General features: G+C 64.4%; 26 protein-coding genes and 1 riboswitch. Of the genes, 6 read left to right on the top strand and 20 right to left on the bottom strand.

Annotated features, from left to right (window positions below):
- Positions 1-53: 53 nt before the first annotated feature.
- The 8 genes from ACR64R_RS02065 to coxB form a co-directional block, all read right to left on the bottom strand.
- Entirely contained in the window at positions 54-809 is a 756-nt protein-coding gene (locus ACR64R_RS02065; protein ID WP_487360039.1) for an SURF1 family protein, read from the bottom strand.
- On the bottom strand, positions 806-1192 hold the full coding sequence (locus ACR64R_RS02060; RefSeq protein ID WP_487360038.1) for a DUF983 domain-containing protein: 387 nt from the start codon (positions 1190-1192) through the stop codon (positions 806-808). Before ACR64R_RS02060 ends, ACR64R_RS02065 begins: the two co-directional genes overlap by 4 nt.
- 81 nt (positions 1193-1273) lie before the next feature.
- The gene (locus ACR64R_RS02055) at positions 1274-2155 is read right to left on the bottom strand and encodes a cytochrome c oxidase subunit 3 (protein ID WP_487360037.1); all 882 of its coding nucleotides are present in this window, start codon (positions 2153-2155) and stop codon (positions 1274-1276) included.
- A gap of 1 nt (position 2156) precedes the next feature.
- Positions 2157-2783, bottom strand: coding sequence for a cytochrome c oxidase assembly protein (locus ACR64R_RS02050; protein WP_487360036.1), 627 nt, complete (start codon positions 2781-2783; stop codon positions 2157-2159).
- Positions 2783-2974, bottom strand: coding sequence for a hypothetical protein (locus ACR64R_RS02045; RefSeq protein ID WP_487360035.1), 192 nt, complete (start codon positions 2972-2974; stop codon positions 2783-2785). The genes ACR64R_RS02050 and ACR64R_RS02045 overlap by 1 nt, the downstream gene beginning before the upstream one ends.
- Positions 2971-3915, bottom strand: coding sequence for a heme o synthase (locus ACR64R_RS02040; RefSeq protein ID WP_487360034.1), 945 nt, complete (start codon positions 3913-3915; stop codon positions 2971-2973). Before ACR64R_RS02040 ends, ACR64R_RS02045 begins: the two co-directional genes overlap by 4 nt.
- Positions 3916-3993: 78 nt before the next feature.
- Positions 3994-5643 carry a cytochrome c oxidase subunit I gene (ctaD, locus tag ACR64R_RS02035; protein WP_487360033.1) on the bottom strand — a complete coding sequence of 550 codons (1650 nt, stop codon included), beginning with the start codon at positions 5641-5643 and terminating at the stop codon, positions 3994-3996.
- A gap of 37 nt (positions 5644-5680) precedes the next feature.
- On the bottom strand, positions 5681-6565 hold the full coding sequence (gene coxB / locus ACR64R_RS02030) for a cytochrome c oxidase subunit II (RefSeq protein ID WP_487360032.1): 885 nt from the start codon (positions 6563-6565) through the stop codon (positions 5681-5683).
- A 329-nt stretch (positions 6566-6894) separates the two neighbouring features.
- Here coxB and ACR64R_RS02025 point away from each other — a divergent pair, with 329 nt between their 5' ends.
- The 3 genes from ACR64R_RS02025 (at position 6895) to ACR64R_RS02015 (ending at position 9916) form a co-directional block, all read left to right on the top strand.
- Positions 6895-7434, top strand: coding sequence for an invasion associated locus B family protein (locus ACR64R_RS02025; RefSeq protein WP_126078560.1), 540 nt, complete (start codon positions 6895-6897; stop codon positions 7432-7434).
- A 128-nt stretch (positions 7435-7562) separates the two neighbouring features.
- Positions 7563-8975 (top strand): metalloprotease TldD, encoded by a 1413-nt coding sequence (gene tldD, locus ACR64R_RS02020; protein ID WP_487360031.1) that lies wholly within the window; start codon positions 7563-7565, stop codon positions 8973-8975.
- A 269-nt stretch (positions 8976-9244) separates the two neighbouring features.
- Positions 9245-9916 carry a transglutaminase-like cysteine peptidase gene (locus ACR64R_RS02015; protein WP_487360030.1) on the top strand — a complete coding sequence of 224 codons (672 nt, stop codon included), beginning with the start codon at positions 9245-9247 and terminating at the stop codon, positions 9914-9916.
- Positions 9917-10058: 142 nt separating this feature from the next.
- Here the strand turns inward: ACR64R_RS02015 and ACR64R_RS02010 are convergent, their stop codons facing one another.
- From ACR64R_RS02010 to ACR64R_RS02000, 3 genes are all read right to left on the bottom strand, one after another.
- A complete protein-coding gene (locus tag ACR64R_RS02010; RefSeq protein ID WP_487360029.1) occupies positions 10059-12389 on the bottom strand; it encodes a caspase family protein in 2331 nt (776 codons plus the stop codon).
- Positions 12390-12635: 246 nt separating this feature from the next.
- Positions 12636-13877: a class I SAM-dependent RNA methyltransferase gene (locus ACR64R_RS02005; protein WP_487360028.1), complete on the bottom strand. Its 1242-nt coding sequence runs from the start codon at positions 13875-13877 to the stop codon at positions 12636-12638.
- Positions 13874-14647 (bottom strand): TlyA family RNA methyltransferase, encoded by a 774-nt coding sequence (locus tag ACR64R_RS02000; protein ID WP_487360027.1) that lies wholly within the window; start codon positions 14645-14647, stop codon positions 13874-13876. The genes ACR64R_RS02005 and ACR64R_RS02000 overlap by 4 nt, the downstream gene beginning before the upstream one ends.
- A gap of 109 nt (positions 14648-14756) precedes the next feature.
- Here ACR64R_RS02000 and ACR64R_RS01995 point away from each other — a divergent pair, with 109 nt between their 5' ends.
- Positions 14757-15158 (top strand): GFA family protein, encoded by a 402-nt coding sequence (locus ACR64R_RS01995; RefSeq protein ID WP_487360026.1) that lies wholly within the window; start codon positions 14757-14759, stop codon positions 15156-15158.
- Between the two features lies 1 nt (position 15159).
- Here the strand turns inward: ACR64R_RS01995 and ACR64R_RS01990 are convergent, their stop codons facing one another.
- The 6 genes from ACR64R_RS01990 to ACR64R_RS01965 all read right to left on the bottom strand — a co-directional run bounded on the left by ACR64R_RS01990 (position 15160) and on the right by ACR64R_RS01965 (position 20053).
- Complete coding sequence (locus ACR64R_RS01990) at positions 15160-15447, bottom strand: hypothetical protein (protein WP_487360025.1); 288 nt, start codon at positions 15445-15447, stop codon at positions 15160-15162.
- Positions 15448-15595: 148 nt separating this feature from the next.
- Entirely contained in the window at positions 15596-17503 is a 1908-nt protein-coding gene (gene dxs, locus ACR64R_RS01985) for a 1-deoxy-D-xylulose-5-phosphate synthase (RefSeq protein ID WP_487360024.1), read from the bottom strand.
- 128 nt (positions 17504-17631) lie between these two features.
- Positions 17632-18552, bottom strand: coding sequence for a pirin family protein (locus ACR64R_RS01980; protein WP_487360023.1), 921 nt, complete (start codon positions 18550-18552; stop codon positions 17632-17634).
- Positions 18553-18562: 10 nt separating this feature from the next.
- Entirely contained in the window at positions 18563-18829 is a 267-nt protein-coding gene (locus tag ACR64R_RS01975) for a DUF2277 domain-containing protein (RefSeq protein WP_278160313.1), read from the bottom strand.
- A gap of 42 nt (positions 18830-18871) precedes the next feature.
- On the bottom strand, positions 18872-19123 hold the full coding sequence (locus tag ACR64R_RS01970) for an exodeoxyribonuclease VII small subunit (protein WP_487360022.1): 252 nt from the start codon (positions 19121-19123) through the stop codon (positions 18872-18874).
- Positions 19124-19126: 3 nt separating this feature from the next.
- Entirely contained in the window at positions 19127-20053 is a 927-nt protein-coding gene (locus ACR64R_RS01965) for a histone deacetylase family protein (RefSeq protein ID WP_487360021.1), read from the bottom strand.
- 116 nt (positions 20054-20169) lie between these two features.
- Positions 20170-20347, top strand: a riboswitch (cobalamin riboswitch).
- Positions 20348-20390: 43 nt separating this feature from the next.
- On the opposite strand from ACR64R_RS01965, the gene bluB reads away from it, so the two are divergent.
- A complete protein-coding gene (bluB, locus tag ACR64R_RS01960; RefSeq protein ID WP_487360020.1) occupies positions 20391-21122 on the top strand; it encodes a 5,6-dimethylbenzimidazole synthase in 732 nt (243 codons plus the stop codon).
- Between the two features lie 11 nt (positions 21123-21133).
- On the opposite strand, the gene ACR64R_RS01955 is transcribed toward bluB, so the two are convergent.
- Together ACR64R_RS01955 and ACR64R_RS01950 are read right to left on the bottom strand one after the other, a co-directional pair.
- Complete coding sequence (locus ACR64R_RS01955) at positions 21134-22117, bottom strand: hypothetical protein (protein ID WP_487360019.1); 984 nt, start codon at positions 22115-22117, stop codon at positions 21134-21136.
- A 129-nt stretch (positions 22118-22246) separates the two neighbouring features.
- On the bottom strand, positions 22247-22840 hold the full coding sequence (locus ACR64R_RS01950; protein WP_487360018.1) for a TetR/AcrR family transcriptional regulator: 594 nt from the start codon (positions 22838-22840) through the stop codon (positions 22247-22249).
- A gap of 120 nt (positions 22841-22960) precedes the next feature.
- Between ACR64R_RS01950 and ACR64R_RS01945 the strand changes: the two genes are divergently transcribed.
- Positions 22961-24181 (top strand): MFS transporter, encoded by a 1221-nt coding sequence (locus tag ACR64R_RS01945; RefSeq protein WP_487360017.1) that lies wholly within the window; start codon positions 22961-22963, stop codon positions 24179-24181.
- Positions 24182-24213: 32 nt separating this feature from the next.
- Here the strand turns inward: ACR64R_RS01945 and ribB are convergent, their stop codons facing one another.
- Positions 24214-25314, bottom strand: coding sequence for a 3,4-dihydroxy-2-butanone-4-phosphate synthase (gene ribB / locus ACR64R_RS01940; RefSeq protein ID WP_487360016.1), 1101 nt, complete (start codon positions 25312-25314; stop codon positions 24214-24216).
- Between the last annotated feature and the right edge of the window lie 95 nt (positions 25315-25409).

The following is a 25409-nucleotide window of genomic DNA, read 5'->3' as shown; positions in this document are numbered from 1 at the left end:
AAAGCTGGAGGGAAATGAGGTGCGCGCCCCCGCCCTGTCAAGAGCGGCCGGCTTCAAGCTTCCTTCGCCGGGCGGCGAAGCCTGAGGATCAGCACAGCCGCAAGGGCGGCGGCCAGCCCGTACCACGTCACCGCATATTGCAGGTGGTTGTTCGGCAGATCGATGATGGTGACGCCACCGATCGGCAGCCCGCCGGGATTCGGCGTCTTGTCGGCATCGATGAAGAAAGGCACCAGCACAAAGCCGGCGGGCAGCCCGGCGGTCGCCGCCATGACGTCGCGGTCCTTCCAGAAGAAGATGTTCTTGGCGACATCATTGTCGGGAAGCATCATCGACGGCTTGCCGGGCAACGGATTGCGGGCAAGTCCGGTGACCGTCACCTTGCCGGCAATTTCGCCCCGCTGGCGCTTGGCCGGGTCCTTGAGGTCGTAGGGAACGAAGCCGCGATTGATCAGCACGAAGCGACCGTCATCGAGCCGCAGGGGCGTGTAGACATTGAAGCCGCTGTCGCCTTCCCAGGTCGAAAAGAAATGCCGCTCGCCCTGATGCAGGAAGGTGCCTGTCACCGTCACCGGGGTGTAGTCGACATCATGGGAAGCGGCGAATTCCTTCTCGACGTCGGCCAGCGCGAGAGGAGCGGAATGGGTGCGCTTGTCGATGGTCGCGAGCAGGCCTTCCTTCCAGTGCAGGCGCTGGACCTGCCATGTGCCGAGCCCGACCAGTACGGCGAACAGCACAAGGCCAAGGCCAAGCAGCAACGCCGAGCGCTGCCGCGAACGGCCGGCAGCCGAACCCGTCGTCTCGGTCATTCGTTGGATTCCAGCCTGCCCTCGGAGGCCTTCTTCGAATACTGCAAGGTTATCAGCACGCCCTTGATCAGCCGCAGCGCCGTCAGGCAGAGCACCAGCGCCAGCGGTATCCACAAGATGAAGTGCAGCCAGAGCGGGGGGTTGAGCGCCACCTCCATCCACAGGGCGAGCCCAACGACAAGGAAGCCGATGATCAGGATGACGAAAACCGCCGGCCCGTCCCCGGCATCGGCGAAGGAATAATCGAGGCCACAATTGTAGCAGCGCTGGCCGACGGTGAGAAAACCCGAGAACAGCTTGCCTTCGCCGCAGCGCGGGCAACGGCCATGCAGGCCCGCCGAAATGGGATCGATGGGAGGCCAGATTGCCTTGTCTTCACTCATGCCGGCACCGTAGACGCTTTCGCTTAAAAAGATAAGGCGGCCACGTTGCCGCGGCCGCCCCCTTGATTTCAGTTCATGAGATCAGTGGCCTTCGATCAGCGCGCCGTTCGAAGCCCAGACGTAGATCGCACTGAACAGGAACAGCCAGACCACGTCGACGAAGTGCCAGTACCAGGCGGCTGCCTCGAAGCCGAAATGCTGCTTCGGCGTGAAGTCGCCGCGTATCGCGCGCACCAGGCATACGAGCAGGAAGATCGTGCCGATTATGACGTGGAAGCCGTGGAAGCCGGTCGCCATGAAGAAGGTGGCGCCATAGATCGACTCCTTGAACGCGAAGGGCGCGTGCATGTACTCATAGGCCTGCACCATGGTGAACAGCATGCCGAGGCCGACGGTCAGCACCAGGCCATTGATCAGGCCCTTGCGGTCGCCATGCAGCAGCGCGTGGTGAGCCCAGGTTACCGTCGTGCCCGACAACAGCAGGATGATGGTGTTGTAGAGCGGCAGGTGGAAGGGGTCGAGGACCTCCATGCCCTTCGGCGGCCAGACGCCGCCGGTGAAGGCGGTGCGGGCGTATTGCTGTGCCTCGCCCGGGAACAGGCTGGCATCGAAGAAGGCCCAGAACCATGCGACGAAGAACATCACCTCGGAAGCGATGAACATGATCATGCCGTAGCGCAGATGCAGCGACACGACGCGCGTGTGGTGACCCTCATGGGCTTCCTTGATGGTGTCCGACCACCAGGCGAACATCGTGTAGAGCACGATGATCATGCCGATGAAGAACAGCCACGGATTGGCGATGTTGTGGCCGAAGACCGGGAAGTTGCCGCCCTTCAGATACTGCATCAGGCAGACGCCGCCGACGGCGGTGACCAGCGCACCGACCGATCCCAGGAAAGGCCAGGGGCTTGGGTTGACGAGATGGTAGTCGTGGTGTGGTTTTGCGTGCGCGTCTGCCATATCAACCCCCGAGGCTTGCTTCGGAATCTGGAATTTTCTTGCTGGTGCCAGCGGCTGGCGCTGAGGAGGCCACCGGCTGTTTCTTTTCGACCGGGAACATCGTGTAGGACAGGGTGATGGTCTTCAAGTCCTTGAGTTCCGGCACGTTGACGATGTCTGGATCGACATAGAACAAGACGGGCATGTCCAGCGTCTCACCGGGCTTCAGCGTCGTGTCGGTGAAGCAGAAGCACTCCACCTTGTTGAAGTAGGCGCCGGCCATCTCGGGTTGGACGTTGAACGAGGCGCGGCCGGTGACGGGGCGGTCGAACCTGTTGGTGGCGCTGTAATGCGCCTGCGTCGTCTCGCCTATCTTGATCGTCACTGAACGGGCGACAGGCTCGAACTGCCACGGAATGCCGTTGGTGTTGGCGTCGAAGCGGATGGTGATGTCACGGTCGAGCACGCGGCCGGCATATTGCCTCTCGGCGCGCTGCGTGGTGCCGCCATAGCCGGTGACCTGGCAGAACATCTTGTAGAGCGGCACCGCCGCGTAGGCCATGCCGACCATGCCGGCGAAGAACGAAAGGCAGACGGCGGCGACGATGCCGTTGTTCAGCTTGCGGGGCTTGCTCGAGTCGCCGCTCATCAGCCGCCTCCCAGCAGGCCCGAGCCGGTGAGGCTGGCGCCCTGATGGCCGAAACGCACGATGGTGGCGGCATAGAAGATGACGACCAGCGCCGCCAGCGCGAACCCAATTGCAATGGAGCGGTTTCGGCGCGCCTTCTGCTGGCGTTCGGTCAGCGTGACCAGTTCGAGGTTCTTCTCGGCCACGATCATAGTCCCCCCATCATGAAGGCTCGCCCGACCACGCAGTCGACGAGATAGGCGGCGAAGATCGCGAAGAGATAAAGCAGCGAATAGCCGAACAACGCCTTGGCCGGTTTCATCGCGCGATCGCCGTCGGCCATGCCGAGCACTTTCCACGCATACCAGACGAAGCCCGCGCCGAGGACGGCCGAAACAACGCCATAGCCGGCCGTGGTGTAGCCGAGCGCCCAAGGCAGGACACCGACCGGCGCCAGGATCAGCGCATAAGCAAAGATCTGCCTGCGGGTCGAGGCCGGGCCGGCGACGTTCGGCATCATCGGGATGCCCGCGCGGGCGTAGTCATCGGACTTGAACAGCGCCAGCGCCCAGAAATGCGGCGGCGTCCACAGGAAGATGATCAGGAACAGGATCACGCTTTCGAGGCTGACCGATCCGGTCACGGCAGCCCAGCCGATCACGGGCGGGATGGCGCCGGCGGCGCCGCCAATGACGATGTTCTGCGGCGTCCAGCGCTTCAGCCACATGGTGTAGACGACGGCGTAGAAGAAGATGGTGAAGGCCAGAAGCGATGCCGACAGCCAGTTGACCAGCACGCCGAGCGTCATGACCGACAGCACCGACAGCACCAAACCGAAGCTCAGCGCCTCGCCCGGGCTGACGCGGCCGGCCGGCACCGGACGGCCGGCCGTCCTGGTCATCACCGCGTCTATGTCGGCGTCGTACCACATGTTGAGCGCTCCCGAGGCGCCCGCGCCGATAGCGATCGCAAGGATGGCGATCATCGCCAGCAGGGGGTTGATGGCGACGGGGGCCGCGACCAGGCCGACAAAAGCCGTGAAGACGACCAGCGACATGACCCGAGGCTTCAACAGGGCGAAGTAATCACCCGCGGTCGCTTCCGATATGCGAAAGCCCGCTTCCTCCATCAATCTGTCTTCGACAAGGGCCATGCGTACTTAAAATCCATCATTCCGTTGGCCAAGACCGCCGGACTAGCCGGCGGTCTCGTATGCGTCGGCGGATGCCGCCTACTTGATCTTCGGCAACTGTTCCCACTGGTGGAACGGGGGCGGCGAAGGCAGCTGCCATTCGAGCGTGGTGGCGCCCTCGCCCCACGGGTTCGCGCCGGCGACGCGCTTCTTCTGGAAGGCCTCGAACACGCCGTAGAGGAAGATCGCAACGCCCACGGCAGAAATGTAGGAGCCGTAGGACGACACCATGTTCCAGCCGGCGAAAGCGTCCGGATAGTCAACGGTGCGGCGCGGCATGCCGGCGAGGCCGAGGAAGTGCTGTGGGAAGAAGATCAGGTTGACGCCGACAAAGGTGACCCAGAAGTGGGTGTTGGCGATCACCGGCGAGTACATGTAGCCGGTCATCTTCGGGAACCAGTAGTACCAGCCGGCGAAGATTGCGAACACGGCGCCCAGCGACAGCACGTAGTGGAAGTGGGCGATCACGAAATAGGTATCGTGCAGCGAGCGGTCGAGGCCGGCATTGGCCAGCTGGACGCCGGTGACGCCACCGATCGTGAACAGGAAGATGAAGCCCAGCGCCCACAGCATCGGCGGCTTGAACGAGATCGAGCCGCCCCACATCGTGGCGATCCAGGAGAAGATCTTCACACCCGTCGGCACCGCGATGACCATGGTGGCGAACACGAAGTAGCGCTGCGTGTCGAGCGAAAGGCCGGTGGTGTACATGTGGTGCGCCCAGACGATGAAGCCGACCGCGCCGATCGCGACCATGGCGTAGGCCATGCCGAGATAGCCGAAGACGGGCTTCTTCGAGAAGGTCGAGACGATGTGGCTGATGATGCCGAAGCCCGGCAGGATCAGGATGTAAACTTCGGGATGGCCGAAGAACCAGAACAGGTGCTGGAAGAGCAGCGGGTCACCGCCCTGATCCGGCACGAAGAAGGCGGTGCCGAAGTTGCGGTCGGTGAGCAGCATGGTGATGCCGCCCGCCAGGACGGGCAGCGACAGAAGCAGCAGGAAGGCGGTGATCAGCACCGCCCATGCGAACAGCGGCATCTTGTGCAGCGTCATGCCGGGCGCGCGCATGTTGAAGATGGTGGTGATGAAATTGATGGCGCCGAGGATCGACGAGGCGCCGGCGATGTGGATCGACAGGATCGCGAGATCCATCGCGGGACCCGGCTGGCCCGATGTCGAGAGCGGCGGATAGATCGTCCAGCCGCCGCCGACGCCGAAAGCGCCGGGCGCGCTCGGCACGAACATCGAGGAAAGCAGCAGGATGAAGGCCGGCGGCAGCAGCCAGAAGGAGATGTTGTTCATGCGCGGGAAAGCCATGTCCGGCGCGCCGATCATGATCGGCACCATCCAGTTGGCGAAGCCGCCGATCAGGGCCGGCATGACCATGAAGAAGATCATGATCAGGCCGTGCGCGGCGCCGAATGCGTTGTACATGCTCTTGCCGCCGTCGATGGCGGCGTCGCCCTGCATGCCATAGACCATCTGCGCCAGACCGCTGAAGATCTGGATGCCCGGCTCCTGCAATTCCATGCGGATGGCGACCGAGAGCGCGCCGCCGATGATGCCGGCAATGATCGCGAAGATCAGGTAGAGCGTGCCGATGTCCTTGTGGTTGGTCGAGTAGACCCAGCGGACCCAGCCATGCGGCCTGTGGTCGTCGTGGTCGTGAGCTGCAGCCTCTGCCATGTTCCGCTCCGTTCCCTAAATCTTGCTAACCCGCGGCTCAGTTGCCGGCGGCCGCTACCTTGTTGGTACCATCGATCTCGGCCATCAGCGCCTTGTTGGCGGCGGGCACGTCGGTCTTGGCCGTCTCCAGCCAGGTCTTGAACTGCGCATCGGAAACAACGCGCACGGCGATCGGCATGAAGGCATGGTCCTTGCCGCAGAGCTGCGAGCACTGGCCGTAATAGAGGCCTTCCTTCTCCGCCTTGAACCAGGTCTCGTTGGTGCGGCCGGGAACGGCGTCCATCTTGATGCCGAAGGAAGGCACTGCGAAAGAGTGGATGACGTCGGTCGCGGTGATCAGCACGCGGGTGGTGGTATTGACCGGCACGACCAGCTCGTTGTCGACCGCAAGCAGGCGCGGATAAAGGGCGCGGTCTTCCTTCCCGGCCTTGGCGCGGTCGCCGTCCTGCAGGACCGCAGAGTTGAACGAGAAGGTCTTGTCAACCTGATACTCATAGTCCCAGTTCCACTGATTGCCGGTCGCCTTCACGGTGAGCTTGGCTTCCTCCGGCGGGGTGTACTGCGCGGTGAGCAACTGGAAGGAAGGAATGGCAATGAGCAAGAGCACGATAACCGGCCCCACCGTCCATACCACCTCGATGAGCGTATTGTGGCTGGTCTTGGATGGCACCGGATTGGCGCTGGCGCGGAACCTCACAATGCAGACCAGCAGAAGCACCAGCACGAGCACGGTTATCGGGACGATGAACCACATGGTGTAGTTCCCGAACCGCTCGATCTGCCGCATCATGTCGGTCGCGGGGTCCTGGAAGGTTACCTCCCATGGCCGGGGCTGGTCGGCACGGGCCGCGGCACCGGAGAAGAGCACGGCCGAAGCTGCCGTACCTGCCAAGAATTCAGCGCTTGCCAGGAATTTCCTCATCGCCCTCATCGTCTCCCACTTCCCGCGATCTGGTCGCACCAATAACGGACGACGCCGGGATTGGGAATCCCGGTCTGTCCCTAGGGTGGTTCAAACCATACTCCTTTTCCCTCCGCAAGAAAGGAGCAGAGGAAACCGTGCGGCATTTTTGCGCGCAAGCCGAAGGCCGTGTTCGGCGCCCGCCATGCTATATGCGCAGCGGCCCCAATTCGGGCGAATTTGCTTTGGAAAAGCACGCAATTGCCGGTATCGGGGCGGGCCGGCGGCGGTCTCGTCCTTTACTTGGCCCGGGCGCAGCTTAAAGTGCCGTGATTCGCAATGGAGCCGTTATGACTTCCTGGCTTTCGAGAACCTTGGCGAAGGTCGTTCTTGCCGTCGCCTTGCTCGGCGTCGGCATAGCCGTCGGCGCCGCCGCCTCGCCGAACAACGCGACGCCGCCCAGCGGCACGGTGAAGTCGACGCATGGCGCATGGTCGATCATATGCGATACCCCGGCGGGAGCGACTTCCGAGCAATGCGTGATGATGCAGAACGTCGTCGCCGAGGATCGTCCTGAAATGGGCCTTTCGGTGGTGGTGCTGCGCACCGCCGACAACAAGGCCGAGATCCTGCGCGTGCTGGCGCCACTCGGCGTGCTCCTGCCCAACGGCCTCGGACTCAATGTCGACGGCAAGGATATCGGCCGGGCCTATTTCGTGCGCTGTTTCCAGGATGGCTGCTATGCCGAGGTGATCCTCGAAAAGCCGCTGCTCGACACGCTCAAGAGCGGCACCTCGGCCACCTTCATCGTCTTCCAGACGCCGGAGGAAGGCATCGGCATTCCCGTCGATCTCAAGGGCTTCGCGGAAGGCTTCGCCGCCCTGCCCTGAACCCGGCGTGGCTGGGGTTGTCCACGGATTCGCGGGCGGTGACGATCGCGTGTGAACGCCGCCGATTGTCTTGATGTGCCTGCGCCCCTACATCGGGGGAACGACCAGAACCCAGCGGATACCCTGCCATGAACAGCCTGATCGGCCAATTCGACATTTCCGACGATCGCGTCAAAGAGATCGTCGCCGACACCATCAAGGGCGCCGACGACGGCGAGCTGTTCCTCGAATACAGCGAGAGCGAGGCGCTGATGTTCGACAATGGCAGGCTGAAGACGGCCAATTTCAACACCGATCAGGGGTTCGGCCTGCGCGCCGTGGCCGGCGAGGCCAGCGGCTATGCGCATTCGAGCGATCTCTCCGAGGCCTCGCTGCTGCGCGCGGCCGATGCCGTCTCGGCGGTCAAGGGCGGCTATTCCGGCACGCTCGCAGGAGCGCCCGCCCGCACCAACCGCCATCTCTATGGCGATGAAAACCCTATCCCCTCCCCTTCCTTCGAAGCCAAGGCCAAGCTGTTGCAGGAGATTGACGGCTGGCTGCGCGCGAGGGATCCGCGCGTGCGCCAGGTGACGGCCTCGCTCGCCGCCTCGTGGCAGCATGTCGAGATCGTGCGCGGCGACGGCCAGATCGTGCGCGACATCCGCCCGCTGGTGCGGATCAACGTTTCGGTCGTTGTCGGCAGCGGCGACCGGCAGGAGAGCGGCTCCTACGGCATGGGCGGCCGCAAGAGTTTTGGCGAGTTCGTCAGCGAGGAAAGCTGGAAGCACGCCGCGGGCGAGGCGCTGCGGCAGGCGCTGGTCAACCTCGAGGCGATTCCCGCGCCGGCCGGCACGTTCGACATCGTGCTGTCCAGCGGCTGGCCGGGCGTGATGCTGCATGAGGCGGTCGGCCACGGGCTGGAAGGCGATTTCAACCGCAAGAAGACCTCGGCCTTTGCCGGGCTGATGGGCAGCCAAGTGGCGGCGAAGGGTGTCACCGTGGTCGATGACGGCACGATTCCCGAGCGGCGCGGCTCGCTCACCGTCGACGATGAAGGCACGCCCTCGGCGCGCAACGTGCTGATCGAGGACGGCGTACTGGTAGGCTACATGCAGGACCGCCAGAATGCCCGCCTGATGGGCATGAAGGCCACCGGCAACGGCCGGCGCGAGGGCTATGCGCACCAGCCTATGCCGCGCATGACCAACACCTACATGACCTCGGGCGACATGCAGCCGGAAGAGATCATCGCCTCGGTCAGGAACGGCATCTACGCCGTATCCTTCGGCGGCGGCCAGGTCGACATCACATCGGGCAAGTTCGTGTTCGGCTGCACCGAGGCCTACATGATCGAGAACGGCAAGGTGACGCAACCGATCAAGGGGGCGATGCTGATCGGCAACGGGCCGGACGCAATGCACCGCGTCAGCATGATCGGCAACGACATGAAGCTCGACAATGGCATCGGCATGTGCGGCAAGGCCGGACAGGGCGTGCCCGTCGGCGTCGGCCAGCCGCATCTGCGGATGAACCAGATGACCGTGGGCGGCACCAGGGTTTGAGGTCTGAGCCGATCTGGCCTGAATTCAGTCATGGCATAAGCGGATTGCGAGGTTCTGGCGCGCCGGAGCGTTCTGCCAGCGTGCGAGGCTGCCCCCCTTCTGAAGCGCATCCCGTCAGGCACAGGCTGACGGGATGATTTTTTTCGCCTGCCCCATCTGCACCTTGAACTGAACACAATCGTGTTAGGACATTATTAATTGTTTAATTGGCCGGACCGGCTTTTGCGCATTAGCCTGTGGCCAGTCTCCTCGTTGCGGTGGTGTTGGCAATGCAGCGTTCCCGTGGTGTCCCGACCTCTTCTTTCTTCCTTGGCCTCGTCTCGTTGATCGGCGCTTCGTCGCTGCTGGTCGGAGCCGCGGCGGCGCAGCCGTCGCTGTTCAAGCTGGCGTCGACACGACCTGCAGCCAGTTTCGCATCGGTTGGGGGCAGCACCAGCGTCCCGTATGGCTGGCTCGATTTCTGTCATCGCCGGCCGAAAGAATGCAAGGTGCCCGCGCTGCCGGCCACCAGCGTCAAGCTGACCGCGCAGAACTTGAGCATTCTCAAGCGGATAAACCAGAAAGCGAACCGGTTCATCAAGCCCGTCAGCAACTACGATCACTGGGGCACGATGATGGACCACTGGGACTACCCGGTGGACGGCAAGGGCGATTGCAAGATCTACGCGCTCTACAAGCGAAAGCTTCTGCAGGAGGCGGGATTTCCCCGGCAGGCGCTGCTTATGACGGTGGTGCGCGACCTCAACAATGAAGGCCATACAATCCTGACGGTGAAGACCGACAAGGGCGATCTCATCCTGGACAATCTGGTCGACGAAATCCGCCCCTGGAACGCGACCGGTTACTATTTCCTCAAACGACAGTCGCAGCAGGATCCGAACATTTGGGTTTCGCTGAACCAGCGGGGCGGCACTGCGAAACGGCTTTCTCCGAGCTCATAGACTGACATTGCCTGCCCGCACGGTCGGCCGGCCGCAACCGGATTGACGCGCTACGGACCCACCATCTGGTGATCGGCGGTTTGACAGGCCAGGCAACCCGGCCCATCAACGCAGAACTGTCGCCTCGGCCGTGACCAGCATGCTACTTGCAGGGCGGCTCACCCGGATGCCCGCATGTCGGCTTCTTGTTTCCCTGCGGCGGCTGCGGCTTGTTGTTTCCTTGCGGCTTGGGCTGCTGCTGGACGCGGCGCTCCTGCTGCTGGACCTGGAACTTCGGCTGCGCATGGAATTCGGGCTTTACCGGCTTGGACAGCACCTGCGGGTTCGGTTTGTTGACCTTGAAATTGCGCTCGACATTGACCTCGGCGCCGGCCGGTCCACCGGCGGCCCCGGTCTGCTTGCGGAACTTCTTGCCGCCGTCACCGCCATTGCCTGTCCCCTTTTCGTTCGGAGCTAGGGGCGCGCCGGTGGCAAGATCCTTGTGCGTGAGCCGTTTAGGTTTGCTGACGTTCTGATCGGACAGGGTAGCAGGGTTGTTTTTCCTGAGCTTGTCCTGCGCCGTCGGTCCGTTCGTGACAGGTACGCCTTTGACGGTAGGCAGCTTGTGCAATTTGCCTTTGCCGGTCTGCGCTCCGGCGCCCTGGCCGGTTACTCCCTCACCCTGCTTGCCGAGCGTCTTCAGATGGCTATCAGCCACCGCCGGCTTGCCGTTGACGGTCGGCAACGTCTTGCCGTTCACAAGCGGGACCGTCTTGCCGTTCGAAAGCGGGACCGTCTTGCCTTTGGCAAGCGGTAGCGGCTTGCCATTGACGAGCGGCATGGTGGTGCCACCGGCCCCGGGCAAGGCATGCTCGGTGGCTAGCGGCTTCTTCAAGGGCGTCACAAGGCCCGGCTGCTTGCCCTGCTCAAGCACCGCCTTCTTCTGCAGCAGCGGCGGCAACGCCACCTTGGTCGCGAGCGCCGCGGCGCCCAACCCGGCCGCACCGGCGGTCAGCTTCTGGCCGGTGGTCAGGCCGCCTTGCGCATTGCCGTTCTCGTTGATCGTGGTGTTGTTGATGATCGTGGTGTTGTGAATGTTGTTGAAGATGATGTTGTCCGGCGGCGGCACGATGTCACGCGGCGGATTGATCCATCTCGGGAACGGCACGAAGACCGGGCTCGGCAGGACGAAAATTCCGATCGGCGGTGGCGGTGGCGCCAACACCACGAAGTCCGGCGGCGGCGGCGGCAGGAAAACCACCGCGACGGGCGGCGGCGGTTCGAAATCGAAGTCCGGATCGTCGAAATAGATCACCGGACGGTCGACATAGACGATCTCCTCCTCCGGAGGAGGCGGCACGTCATAGGCGTAGACGGTGAAATCCTCCGGCGGCTCCAGGGCGGCCTCGAAATGCTCGAGCCGGCGGCGGGCATCCCAGGCATGCGGGCCATGCGGGTAGCGCCGGAGATAGGACCAGTAGGCTTCCGGGGTATCCCGCAGCCACGTTTCGCGCCAGGTGATCGCCTCGCGCCGAGCCGCGATGATGGCGCGCACGCGCTTGGCCATCGGATCGTGCGGATAGGCGACGATGAAATCCTCATAGCCGCGCAGCGTGTCGCGATCGAGGGCCGCGAAATAGGCGTCGCGAGCGTCGAAGTCGCGGATATCCCTTGTGCGGTCAGCCTGGGATTGCGCCTCGGAAACCTTGGGCGCCGGCGCGTCCGGCGCGCGGTCGAAGAATACGAAGGGCGCATCAATCTTCGAGGCGTCCCACGGCACTTGCGCGCCTTTGGTCGCCTCGTTGACGCGCAGGCGGGTGCGGTCGAACACATCCTCGAGCGACAGACCGCCGTCGCGCATCATCTCGGCGAGCGCTTGGGCATAGGCGCCATATGGCCCCTCGCCTTCCGGAGCCGCCGTGCCCGGCGCGGCGTTGAAGGCGATCAGCATGTTCGGGTCGGGATCGACCAGCGCCAGGCCACCGGCCAGCGGCTGGTCCGACTGGAGAAAATCGTTCGGCCGAGCCGCGTCGAGCACGACGATGTTGACCTTGGTCGGCAACGCAGCGAGCGGCCTCGTGAGATCGGAAATGCGCACCGCCTGGATCGGCACATCGGCCGCATTGGCGATCTTGGCATCGACCGGCAGGAAATAATTCTCGCCCTCGAACTGCGCGCCATGACCGGCAAGGTAGACGAAGACGACCGCGTCGGGACCGGCGGCCGAAACCTTGGTCAGGAAATCGCGATAGGCGCCGCGCAGCGATTCTTGGTCGACGTCGCGCGCGCCGACCACGTCGAAACCCGCAGCCTGCAAAGTCTGCGCGATCAGTCCTGCATCGTTGGACGGCGTTGCCAGCGCGCCCGACGGATAGGCGGCATTGCCGATGACGAAGGCAAGGCGTTTCTGCTGTTGCGCCAGCGCGCCCGTCGCCGAACCCGCAACGAAGACGACGAGAACGAAGAAACCGAGCAATTTCCGGAGCGTGCGCATTTTCTGGCCACCATGGGTAAAGCAACCGGCTCTGGGGAAGCCTAACCCTCCTCCAGCTTGTCCGAACTAGATAGGCGCAAAGAGGCGGCTTTGCGGCGCGCTCCCCTCAGGCTGCCCGCAAGCGCGCCGGAAACGGCGCCATCAACGAAATGTGATCATGATTGGCCTGGCGCGAGAGCCGATCCGGTAACGGCAATTCCGGGAAAAGAGCGTTTCGTCGTGTCCATGAGAAACGGTGAAACCGCCCTACCGACGCCGCTTCGGCTTCTCCAGCAAGGCCACGGCCTCGACATGCGGAGACCACAGGAATTGGTCGATCGGCGTGACGCTTTTCAGCGCGTAACCGCCGTCGATCAATATCCGCAAATCCCGTGCGAGCGTCACCGGATTGCAGGAGACGGCTGCGACCAGCGGCACGTCGGAACGGGCGATCTGCTTCGACTGGTCCTCGGCGCCGGCGCGTGGCGGATCGAAGACCAGTCCGTCAAAGGCGTTCAATTCCTTGAAGGTCAGCGGCCGGCGGAACAGGTCGCGGCGTTCGCTGGTCACCCGCTTCAGGCCGCCGGCGAAGCGGTAGGCGCGGTCGAGCGCGGCAAGCGCCGGCGCATCGCCTTCGACGGCATGGACCTCAGACTTCGCGCCAAGCCGAAGCGCAAAGCTGCCGCAACCGGCAAACAGGTCCGCGACCTTCTTCGCGCGCGACAGATGCTGCCCGACAAGGTCCGCCATAGTCCGCTCGGCGGCTTCCGTCGCCTGCAGGAAGGCGCCGGGCGGCACGGCGACCGCGACCGGTCCGAACTGCACCACGGGCTTATTCGGCTCGACGACGATCTCGCCGTCGACAGAAAGCCTTGCCAGACCCTCGGCCATGACAAAGTTGGAGGCGATGCGGCGCTGGTGATCGCCAAGCTTGCCGGAATCATGGACCGCAATATCGAGGCCTGACGCAGTGACGGTCACCGTCAAGTGGAAGGCCTTCGGCGTCGCACAGACCAATTCGGCCAGCGCGCGCAATTTGTCGAGCGCAGAAACAATCGCCGGAAGCGAGATTGGGCATTCCTCGATCGGAATGATCTCGGAGGAAAGCGCTCGCACGAAGCCGAACAGCATGCCGGCCTCGGTGCGCCTGGCGCTGAAGGTGACGCGGCGGCGGGTATGCGGCGCGCATGGCACCAGCGCAGCCATGTCGCAAGCGATGCCCTTGGCCTTCAACGCCTGCACGACCTTCTCGCGCTTCCATTGCTGATAGGCCGCGGCCTCGTAATGCTGCAGCGCGCAGCCGCCGCATTCGGTGAAGTGGCGGCAGGCCGGGTCGATCCTGAGCGGCGAGGCTTCCAGCACCGATATCAGCGTGGCGCGATCCTTCTGACGCGCGGCGGTGACGGTTTCGCCCGGCAGCGTGAACGGGATGAAGACCTCCCCGCCTTCGGCATTGGCAATGCCGTCGCCTTGCGAGCCGAGCCTTGCGATCGTCAAGCGTGTGCTCATCGCGAACCCGCGTCCTTTACGGCGGCGAGCAGGAACTCGCGGTTGCCGTCGCCGCCTTCGATCGGCGACGGGTGAAGTCCCAGCGCCCGCCAGCCCGGAATGGAGGACAGCCAATCGTGCAGCCCAGCAGCGACACGTTCGGCATCAGCCGGCTCCTTGAGCAGCCCGCCCTTGCCGATTGCCTCGCGTCCGGCCTCGAATTGCGGCTTGACCAGGAGAATTGCCTTGGCGCCCTCGCCCGCCAGTTCCAGCGCCGGCGGCAGCGCAAGCTTCAGGGAGATGAAGGAGACGTCGCAGACCAGGAAACCGGGAACGCGGCCACCGAGATCCGCCGCCGTCAGATCGCGCGCGTTGAGCCCTTGCAATACCGTCACGCGCCGGTCGCCGGCAATGTCGGGATGTATCTGGCCGTGACCGACATCGATCGCCGTGACATGCGCCGCGCCGCGATTGAGCAGCACCTGGGTGAAGCCCCCCGTCGAGGCGCCGATATCGAGCGCTTCGCAGCCCGCAGGGTCCAGGCCGAAACGGTCGAGACCGGCAATCAGCTTCAGCGCGGCACGCGACACATAGGCCCGCGCCGGATCGTCGATGGCGATCTGGCAGTCCGGCGCGACGGGCTGGCCGGGCTTGCGGGCAACAATGCCGTCAATCGTTACCGTGCCGCGCTCGATCGCGTCGCGAGCGCGCGAGCGGCTGGCGAACAGGCCGCGCGCGACGAGCAATTCGTCAAGCCGCTGGCGCTGGCTGGCTGGCAAAGCGGAATTCATCGGCCTTCATTGGCGAAAGCCGGACGCGAACGCAATGGGTTTGAATATCGCGCGCCAGGCTGCAGAATGCCGGCATGAACTGGCCGTTCGTCAGCCGATGGAGGTGGCAATGCTGAAAGGTACCTGTCATTGCGGCGCGAGCCATTGGACGCTGGAAGGCGATCCCGGTGGAATCACCGCCTGCAACTGCACGCTTTGCCGCCGCTACGGCACGCTCTGGGCTTACGACTATGTCGATGAGCGTATCAGCGTCGCCGGTCCGCTGGAATCCTACAGACGGGCCGAGGTGGCGGAACCGGTGCTGGAAATCCTGTTCTGTCCGACCTGCGCCTGCGTGCTCGCCTGGCGCGGCCTGCGTTCCGACAAGAGCGGCCGCACCCGCATCGCCGTCAATGTCAGGCTCGCGCCGCCGGAGGAAGTCGCCGACCTGCCGATCGACCACTTCGACGGCCTGGATACTTTCGACGACCTGCCGCGCGACGGGCGCTGCGTGCGCGATATGTGGTTCTAGATTAGAAGACGGTGCGCGAAACCGGGCGCTCGACGGCCGGCGCCAGACCATCGATGCCGGAGGCTTGCTTGCGCGACGGTTCAACGGGAGGCGGCGGAGACGGCGGGGTATCCGGCAACACCACGAGCTGTGGCGCCTGCCTGTAGGAAAAGCCCCCGCGGATGTTACCCATCTTGCCGGCGACAATATCCAGCACCGCCTTTTCAAGGTTGCGGTCGTAACGCGTCTCGGCTGTCGCCGGCGCCGCCATGGACGCCAAAAGGATCATGCCGCACAGAAGCGTCTTCATTTTCTAACTCCCTGCCTGGCTTGAGGGTCTAGCAGGGCGCCCTTGAAAATCGGCCAAAAGACAGGGTAAGCGAACCGCCAAACCGAAGCGTTAACAAAAGCTTGAAGCCGGACGCCGGCAATTTGATTCAGGCAATTGATCTTTCGATTCAGGCGCGCTGCGCCTCAACGCCACGGCCAAGCGCGGCAAAGACGGTGCGCACTATGCCCGCCGAATCCAGGCCGGCGTCGGCATACATCTTTTCCGGTTTGGCGTGGTCGGTGAACACATCCGGCAGCACCAGCGGCCGCACCTTGAGGCCGCTTTCCAGCAGGCCCTCATGGGCAAGAAAATGCAGCACCTGGCTGGCGAAGCCGCCGATGGCGCCCTCCTCCACGGTCACCAGCACTTCGTGCGAACGGGCCAGCCGCCGGATCAGATCCTCGTCCAGCGGCTTGGCGAAGCGGGCGTCCGCGACGGTGGTGGACAAGCCCGCCGCGCCGAGTTCCTCGGCCGCCAACAGGCAATCCTGCAGCCGCGTGCCGAAGGACAGCAGCGCGACCTTGGTCCCTTCCTTCAGGACGCGGCCCTTGCCGATCTGGAGCACCGAACCACGCTCCGGCATGTCGACGCCGACGCCATTGCCGCGCGGATAGCGGAAGGCGATCGGGCCGTCATCATAGAACGCCGCCGTGCGCACCATATGCCGAAGTTCCGCCTCGTCGGCGGCGGCCATGACGACGAAACCCGGCAGGGAAGCGAGGAAAGTGGTGTCGAAAGCACCGCAATGGGTGGCGCCGTCGGCGCCGACGAAGCCGGCGCGGTCGATGGGAAAGCGCACCGGCAGCTTCTGGATCGCCACGTCGTGGACGACCTGGTCGTAGGCGCGCTGCAGGAAGGTGGAATAGATCGCGGCGAAAGGCTTGTAGCCTTCGGTGGCCAGCCCCGCGGCGAAGGTCACGGCATGCTGCTCGGCAATGCCGACATCGAAGGTTCTCTGCGGAAACACCTCGCCGAAGAGGTCGAGGCCGGTGCCGCTCGGCATGGCTGCGGTGATGGCGACGATGCGGTCGTCTTCGCGCGCTTCCTGGATCAGGCTCTCGGCGAAGACCTTGGTGTAGGCGGGCGCGTTGGCCGGCGCCTTGGCCTGCGCGCCGGTGATGACGTCGAACCTGTTGACGCCGTGATATTTGTCGGCCGCGGCCTCCGCCGGCGCGTAGCCCTTTCCCTTCTGGGTCACCACATGGATCAGCACCGGGCCTTTGCCGTTGTCGCGCACGTTCTTCAGCACCGGGATCAGGTGCTCCAGATTGTGCCCGTCGATCGGACCGATGTGGTAGAAGCCGAGCTCCTCGAACAGGGTGCCGCCGGTGACATAGCCGCGCGCATGCTCGACGGCGCGGGTGATGGCACGGTCGGCGCGCTTGCCGAGATAGGAGGTCAGCTTCTTGCCGAAATCGCGCAGGCCGAGATAGGCCTTGCCGGAGGCAAGCCTGGCCAGATAGGCGCTCATCGCGCCAGTCGGCGGCGCGATCGACATGTCGTTGTCGTTGAGGATGACGATGAGGCGGGCATCGAGCGCGCCGGCATTGTTCAGCGCCTCGAAGGCCATGCCGGCCGACATCGAGCCGTCGCCGATGACGGAAATGACATTGTTGCGGCGGCCCGACAGGTCGCGGCCCATGGCCATGCCGAGGCCGGCCGAAATCGAGGTCGAGGAGTGTGCCGCGCCGAACGGATCGTATTCGCTCTCGGCCCGCCGGGTGAAACCGGATAGGCCGCCTTCCTGGCGCAGCGTGCGGATGCGGTCGCGGCGGCCGGTCAGGATCTTGTGCGGATAGGCCTGGTGGCCGACGTCCCAGATCAGCCGGTCGTCCGGCGTGTTGAAGACGTAGTGCAGCGCGACAGTCAGTTCGACGACGCCGAGGCCGGCGCCGAGATGGCCGCCCGTCTGCGACACGGCGTCGATGAGTTCGGCGCGCAGTTCGGCGGCAAGCTGCGGCAGCGCGCTTTCGTCGAGCGTCCGCAAATCCGCCGGAATGCGGACCTTGTCGAGCAGCGGCGTGTCTGGCTTCACTCGGTCGCGTCCTGCTTCAATCGATCGAACACGGCGCTACCAGCAAATTGCGCCATAATCATGCGCGGCAATAGGCCGCCGGCCGGCGAATGTAAATGCGCGCCAGTGACGCGCGGGTTGAGCGATCCCTAGTTGTCGGGCAAAGGGATGAACTCTTCCTCATCGCCAGGAACGATGTCGAAGCGGCCTGTCTTCCATTCCTGCTTGGCCTGTTCGATGCGTTCCTTCGAGGACGAGACGAAATTCCACCAGATGTAGCGCTGGGAGCCCAGCGAGGCGCCCCCGAACAGCATGAAATGCGCGCCGCGTCCGGAGGAAACGACAATCTCCTCGCCAGGCTTGAACACCAGAAGCCGTTCGGCCGGGAAAACATCGCCGGCGATCGAGACCTCGCCGTCCAGCGTGTAGATAGCGCGCTCCTCGGCATCGGCCGGGATTTTCACGGCAGCACCCGCCGCCAGACGCAGATCGGCATAGAGCGTATCCGAGGCGGTCGCGACGGGTGAGCGCAACCCAGAGAATTCGCCGATGACGACGCGGCCGCTGACGCCTTCGGCATCGATCTCGGGCAGGCGGGCCGCCGCCGTGTTCGCGAACACCGGGGCAATCTCCTCCTTGCCGTCCGGCAGCGCCAGCCAGGTTTGCAGGCCGGAGACCGACATCGGCGCGCCGCGCAGTTCCTCCGGCGTGCGCTCTGAGTGGACGATGCCGCGCCCGGCGGTCATCAAATTCACGTCGCCCGGCGCGATCACCATTTCGGTGCCGAGCGAGTCGCGATGCCTGATCTTGCCGTCGAACAGGTAGGTGACGGTGGAAAGCCCGATATGCGGATGCGGGCGCACGTCGAGCGCGTGGCCGGCGCGCAGGATCGCCGGCCCCATGCGGTCGAAGAAGATGAACGGCCCGACCAGGCGGCGCTTTGCCGTCGGCAGGGCGCGACGCACCTCGAACCCCCCAATATCCTTGGCGTTCGGAACCACCATCAGCTCGATCTGATCGCAGGCGAAGGCGTCGCCGGGTTCGGGATCGTTTCCCGGAAAGAAACTCATGACTGCTCCCTCAAGCGAAGCGAAGCGCCGACCTGGCCTTTGCCTTGGCGGCCTCTTCCTCGCGGTTGCGCGGTTCTTGGTTGGTTTCGAGCGAGTCGATCAATTCGCGCGCGGCGGCCGCGATTGCCTCGACGGCATGATGGAAAGCATGCTCGTTGCGCTTCGAAGGTTTCGTCGAGCCGCTCAGCTTGCGCACGAATTGAAGCGCAGCGTCATGCACTTCGTCATTGGTCGCCGGCGGCTCGAAATTGGCCAGGGTCTTGATGTTGCGGCACATGGCTTGAACTCCTTACCTGCTTGCTCTGCCCACCACTCCAAATCAGTCGGCGTCCAGCGGCTCCGTTCCGACCGGCTTGCCGTCGCGCGACAGCCTGATCTTCTCGACCTTGTCCTCGGCTGCCTTCAGCAGCCAGTCGCAATGCGCCTTGAGCGCCTCGCCGCGCTCATAGATCCTGATCGACTGGTCGAGCGGGACGTCGCCGCGCTCCAGATCGTCGACGATCTTCTCCAGCGCGTCGAGCGCCTGTTCGAAGCTCATCGCCTTGACGTCCTCATTGCCTTCAACAGCCATGCTTTATCCCTTCATCAGCCGCCCGACATGGGCGGCGACTGAAAATGCCAATCCCTGCAGATCGTAGCCGCCTTCCAGCAAGCTGACGAGCCTGTTGCCGCTGTGGCGCCCGGCGCGCTCCATCAGCTGACCTGTCGCCCAGTCGAAATCGTCCTCGGTCAGGTTGATCTCGGCCAGGGGGTCGCGGTGATGCGCGTCAAAGCCGGCGGAAATGATGATCAGGTCCGGCGCGAACGCGTCGATCGAGGGTAGCACGCGCGACAGGAAGGCGTCACGGAAGACCTCGCTGCCGGTCCGGGGCGCCAGCGGCGCGTTGACGATGTTGCCGGCGCCGGTCTCGCTCCTGGCCCCGGTGCCCGGGTAAAGCGGCATCTGGTGCGTCGAGCAATAGAGAACCGACGGATCATCCCAGAAAATGTCCTGCGTGCCGTTGCCGTGATGGACGTCCCAGTCGACGATGGCGACGCGCTCTGCCTGATGCTTCTTCTGCGCGTAGCGGGCGGCGATCGCCGCCGTGTTGAACAGGCAGAACCCCATCGCCGTGGCCTTTTCGGCGTGGTGGCCGGGCGGACGCGCGGCCACGAAGACATTGTCGGCGCGCCCCTCGAAGACGTCGTCCACCGCCGCATTGGCGGCGCCGACCGCCGTCACCGCGGCCTGCCAGCTCTTCGGGCTGGCACTGGTGTCGGCGTCGATCGAGACGATGCCGTTTTGAGGGATCGCAGAGCGCACACGCTCGACGAAGTCCCCAGGGTGCGCATAAAGGAGCGTCGCTTCGTCGCCCTCCGGCGCCTTGACGCGTTCAAGTTCAGAAAAAGCCTCATCGTCCAGCACGCGCTCGATGGCGCGCAGGCGGTCGGGCCGCTCGGGGTGGCCGGGCGGCGTGAGGTGTTCCAGGAAGATGGGATGCGTGTAGAGACGGGTGACCATGGCGCCTAATCTAGGCACCCGCTGCGTGGATGACCATGTTCCAGCGCCGAATGGCTGGGGAAAATTGCGTCAGCCCATGTCGCCCGCGCCATTGGCGCGGCCCATGCTTCGCGGTAAGGTCCGGCCCGCTGCCTGGTGCCCGCGATGCGGGAGAATCGGGAACACGGTTGAACTCCGTGGCGTGCCCAACGCTGTGAGGGGGACCGCGCCGGCAAAGCCACTGTCGAAAGACGGGAAGGCGCCGGATGCGGGACGATCCCGAGCCAGAAGACCGGCCTGGCAGACATGGTCATCCGCATGGTCAGGCGGGTGATTGCTTGTCGCAAGGGGAAAAGCGATGACGGCAGCAGCGATCGCCGCGAGCGGCGATGATTTTGACCAATCGGCGCGCGAAGCGGTCTACCGTGCGATGTTCACCAGACGTGATGTGCGCAGCCATTTCACCGCCGAAGATCTCGATGACAGTGTGCTGGCGCGGCTTCTCATTGCAGCCCATCATGCGCCGTCAGTCGGCTACATGCAGCCGTGGAACTTCATCGTGATCCGCGACGCGGCAAGGCGCCAGCAGGTGCGCGACCTGTTCCTCGCTGCACGCAAGCAGGAACTGCCGGCGATCGAGGGGGAGCGGCAGGCGCTGTACAGGACGCTGAAGCTGGAGGGCATCTGCGAAAGCGCGCTCAATCTGTGCATCACCTGCGACCGGCAGCGGTCAAAGGACTCGCCGCTCGGGCGCTGGCACAATCCGGAGATGGACCTCTACAGCACCGTCTGCGCGGTGCAGAATTTCTGGCTGGCGGCGCGGGCCGAAGGTGTCGGCGTCGGCTGGGTGAGCATCATCGAAACCGAGGCTCTGAAGCAGCTCTTGTCGATCCCCGAGCATGTCACGCCGATCGCCTATCTGTGCGTCGGCCGCGTCTCGGCCTTCGCGCCGAAGCCGGACCTGGAAGCGCATGGCTGGGGCAAGCGCCTGCCGCTGCCAGAACTGGTAATGAGCGAGACGTTCCGCGGCGCCGGCGAGGCGCCGCTCAAATCGGCGATCGCGCGGCTTGGCGGCCAGTCGACGCCTTGATTGGTCGCCGGTCAAGCGGCCCGGGGCGTATCCCAGCGCGAGCCGCCACCGTAGGAGCCCAGGGCCTTGTCGCGCAGTTCCCTGAACTTGGACGACGCCTCGGCGAGGCGGCGATCCCATTCCGGATTGGGCGTCTGGCCTTCGATGGCTTCGAAGTAGACCTGCATCAGCGAAGCGATGGCGAAAGGCTCGATGAAGGCCGCCTTGAACGCCCAGGCAAAGACGATGGCCAGCACGAAGGCCCAACCGGCAAGCTGGCCGGGCATGACCCACAGGATCGCGGCCGCCGGTGCCAGCATCAGAAGGAAGATGACGAAGGACACGCCCCACATGATAACCGCCAGCCAGATGGCGTTCTTGACCATGTGCTTGCCGTTCTGAGCGTAAAGCACGACGCCTTGCCGCGCCGTCTCGAAAGGCGAATTCGAATTGATGCGGATATTGTAGCCGAGGATGATCTCATCGACATAGGTGAGTGACAGGCGGATCACCGTGTTGATGAAGCTGACCAGCCCGCTCAGGCCCGGAATCGGCAGGAAGGCTGCGATGCCGCCGATCAGGCCGGTAATTGCGCGGATGGCGCCCTTGACCAGTTGGTCGACGACGAAAAGGATGTTGGCCTCGGCGAAACGCTGGGTGACCACTTCCTTGGCATAGGCGATCTGGTTCTGGCCGTCAGGCACGTCGTGGCCGTCGATCAGATGCACCATGACGGCGATATGGCCGGCCTTCAGCACGTAAAGAATGTATTCGCGGATCCAGTAGACGGCGATCGAGACGACGCCGAAGCCGACCACGCCGCCCCAGAGCGCGAAGGACATCGGGCCGTCGGGGTCGGTCGAAATGTGACCGACGCCGTAGCCGACGCTGGCGCCCGTGCCGGTTGCCATGATGTAGGCGACCGTGATGCCGAAATAGACGATCATGCGAAAGACGATGAACGGCCATGTCCGCATCATGATGGACACAGACCTGGCGATGCTGAAGTCCCACATGCCCCGACTCTCCCACTCCAAGAGTTGGCGTTGGAGGATGCGCTGGCCCCGGCTATTGTCAATCGCGGCAGGATTGCGCCGGCCCGAAACCGGTGCACAACCCGGTGACTTGCGTGCTCAGGCGTGCGGTCAAACCCTCTTGTGCAAGCCTTCGAGCAGTTGCTTGAACGCCGCGATCGCCTTCTTCGAGGTCGCTTCGGGATCCTTGGAATTGGCGATGCGCTGCGCGGCCTGGCTGCTGGCGCCATTGATCAGCCGCGAGGTCGTCTCGGGATCGATATCCGCAACGACGACGCCCTCCTCCTGCAGCGCGGTCAGGTGATCGGTCATTGACGCCGTGCAGGCACTGGCATTGGGCCATTGCGCCGGGTCGCCGAGCACGGCCGGGCCGTCGCGGAACATGATGCGCTGGATTTCCGGCTCCAGCGCCATCTCGATATAGCTGGTGCATTCATCGACGAAATGCTGCCAGCGGGTCGGCGCTTTCGACGCCACCTCGTTCACCCGCACGGCCATTTCGCCGTCGATCTCGGCGATCACCGCCTGCAGCAGCCCCTTCTTGTCGCCGAAATGATGGTAGAGCGCGCCACGCGTGAGGCCGGCCGAGGCAGTGAAATCGTCCATCGAGGCTTCGGCATAGCCGACAGTGCCGAAGGCGTGGCGGGCGGCCGCGATCAGCTTGGCGCGCGTCTGGGCGATCATCTCCTTGCGCGGTCTGTGCATGGCTCTGGCCCTACTCACATACGCGTCGTATGCCAATTGACATACGAAGCGTATGAACTATCTCACATTCATACGCCACGTATGTAATGGCGGCATTTACCCTTGTCGAGGAGCAGGATCATGCGAAACCCCTATGCGGACATCCTTCGGGCCCCCGGTGCCAAAGGCTTCGCCGCAGCCGCCTTCATCGCGCGGCTGCCGATCGCTATGGCGCCGATCGGCATCGTGGCGATGCTGTCGCAGACGCATGGCGAATACTGGCTGGCCGGCGCGGTCTCGGCGACCTATGCGCTGGTCAACGCTTTCCTGTCGCCGCAGGTGTCGCGGCTGGTGGACCGGCGCGGCCAAACGGCGATCGCCGCGCCGATGACGCTCATCTCGGTGCTTGCCTTCGCGACATTGATCGTTGCCGCCAACCAGCACTGGCCGGCCTGGACGTTGTTCGGGTCGGCGCTGCTTGCCGCCGCTATGCCCAGCATCCCGGCGCTGGTCAGGGCGCGCTGGACCGAGATTTTTCGCGACCGGCCGGAACTCAACACGGCTTTCGCCTTCGAATCGGCGGCGGACGAACTGGTCTATGTCGCCGGCTCCTCGCTGTCGGTGGGCTTGAGCGCCGCGCTGTTTCCCGAAGCCGGCATGGTGGTAAGCACGCTGCTGCTCGCGCTCGGTTCGGCGGCATTCCTGCTGCAGCGGTCGTCCGAGCCAGTCATCCGCCCGGCGGAACATAGGGCGACCGGTTCGGCGATCCGCCTGCGACCGGTGCAGGTCATCACCTTCGCGCTGATCTTCGTGGGCGCAACCTTCGCCACCACCGAGGTCGCGACCGTGGCGATCACCAAGGCATTCGGCCAACCGCAAGCGGCGAGCCTCGTCATCGGCGTCTACGCCCTCGGATCCTTCGTGCTCGGTATCATCGTCGGCGCGCTCAGCCTCAAGGCGCCGCTGCAGCGGCAACTGGCGCTCGCGGTCGCTGTTATCGCGCTCACCACGTTGCCGCTGCTCTTCGTCGACACAGTGCCGACGCTGGCGGTTGCCGTCTTCATCAGCGGCGTCGCGATCTCGCCGACCTTCATCACCGCCTTCGGCCTGATCGAACGCCACGTTCCGCCGGCAATGCTCACCGAAGGCGTCACCTGGGTGACGACCGGAATCGGCATAGGCATGGCGCTGGGCTCCTTCGCCGCCGGCTGGATGGTCGACAATTTCGGTCCGCAGAACGGGTTCTGGGTCTCTGTGGCGGCCGGTGCGATCGCGCTGGCCACCGTGCTCGCTGGTCAATGCCTGCTGGCGACGGGAGATTGCGATGTGGACAAGGGCGAGTGCATCGTCCCTGCAGCGTGAAACGAAATCGTCCGGCTAAACCTGCGTCGTACCTAGAGGATCTCCGTCTTGGCGATGTGTATGCCGAAGCCCTCGAGGCCGATATAGTGGCGCTCGCGCGAGGCGATCAGGTTGATCGAGGAGATGCCGAGATCCTTCAGTATCTGCGCGCCGAGGCCGATCTCGCGCCACTCGTTCTCGCGGCGGCGGGCCTCATCATGATCCTCGCGGTCGCCGCTTGCCGGCCGCTTGCGCTCCTGGTGGGCGACGCCGACCGAGCCTTCGCGCAGATAGACGATGACGCCGCGCCTTCGCTCGCCCATCGCCTTCATGATGCCGTCGAGCCGGTGGCTGGTGCCGAACACGTCGCTCACCACGTCTTCCGGATGCAGGCGCACCGGCACGTCCTCGCCGTCACGGATGTCGCCGAAGACCACGGCCAGGTGATGCATGGAATCCCATGGCAGAGTGTAGGTGAAGGCCTGCGCCTTGCCACCGGGCGTTTCGATGTCGGAACAGGCGATGCGCTGGACCAGCGTTTCCTTGCGCTGGCGGTAGGCGATGAGATCGGCCACGGAAACCTGCTTCAGGCCATGTTCCTCGGCGAAGGCCTGCACTTGGGGCCCGCGCTTGACCGTGCCGTCGTCATTGACCAGCTCGGAGATGACGCCGACCGGCGGCAGGCCGGCGAGCTTGCACAGATCGACCGCGGCCTCGGTGTGGCCGGAGCGCATCAGCACGCCGCCTTCGCGCGCGATAAGCGGGAAGATGTGGCCGGGGCGCACGAAATCCGACGAACCGACATTGCCGTTGGCGAGATTGCGCACGGTGAGCGTGCGGTCGTCGGCGGAAATGCCGGTCGTCGTGCCATGCTTGAAGTCGACACTGACGGTGAAGGCGGTGGTGTGGGCGGAGTCATTGTCCGCCACCATCGGCGCGAGGTTCAGCCGCCTGGCGTCCTCGCGCAGCATTGGGGTGCAGACGATGCCGGAGGTATTGCGCACGATGAAGGCCATCTTCTCCGGCGTGCAGTGCACGGCGGCGACGATCAGGTCGCCCTCGTTCTCGCGCCCGTCATCGTCCATGACGACGACAATCTCGCCGCGCTCGAAGGCGCGGATCGCTTCGACGATCTTCTTCTGGTCGTAAGGCATGGGCGCTCGCAAGCTTCGCTAGGGGAGTAGGGGAATAAGGCAGCAAGGGAGTAGGGAAAAGGAAATTCTGGCTGTTTCTGCGGGGCTGCTTAGCA

It is taken from the genome of Mesorhizobium sp. MC2-1-1, from assembly GCF_057597255.1.
The sequence above is the reverse complement of the archived record's forward strand: the minus strand, read 5'-3'. Positions and strand labels throughout refer to the sequence as shown.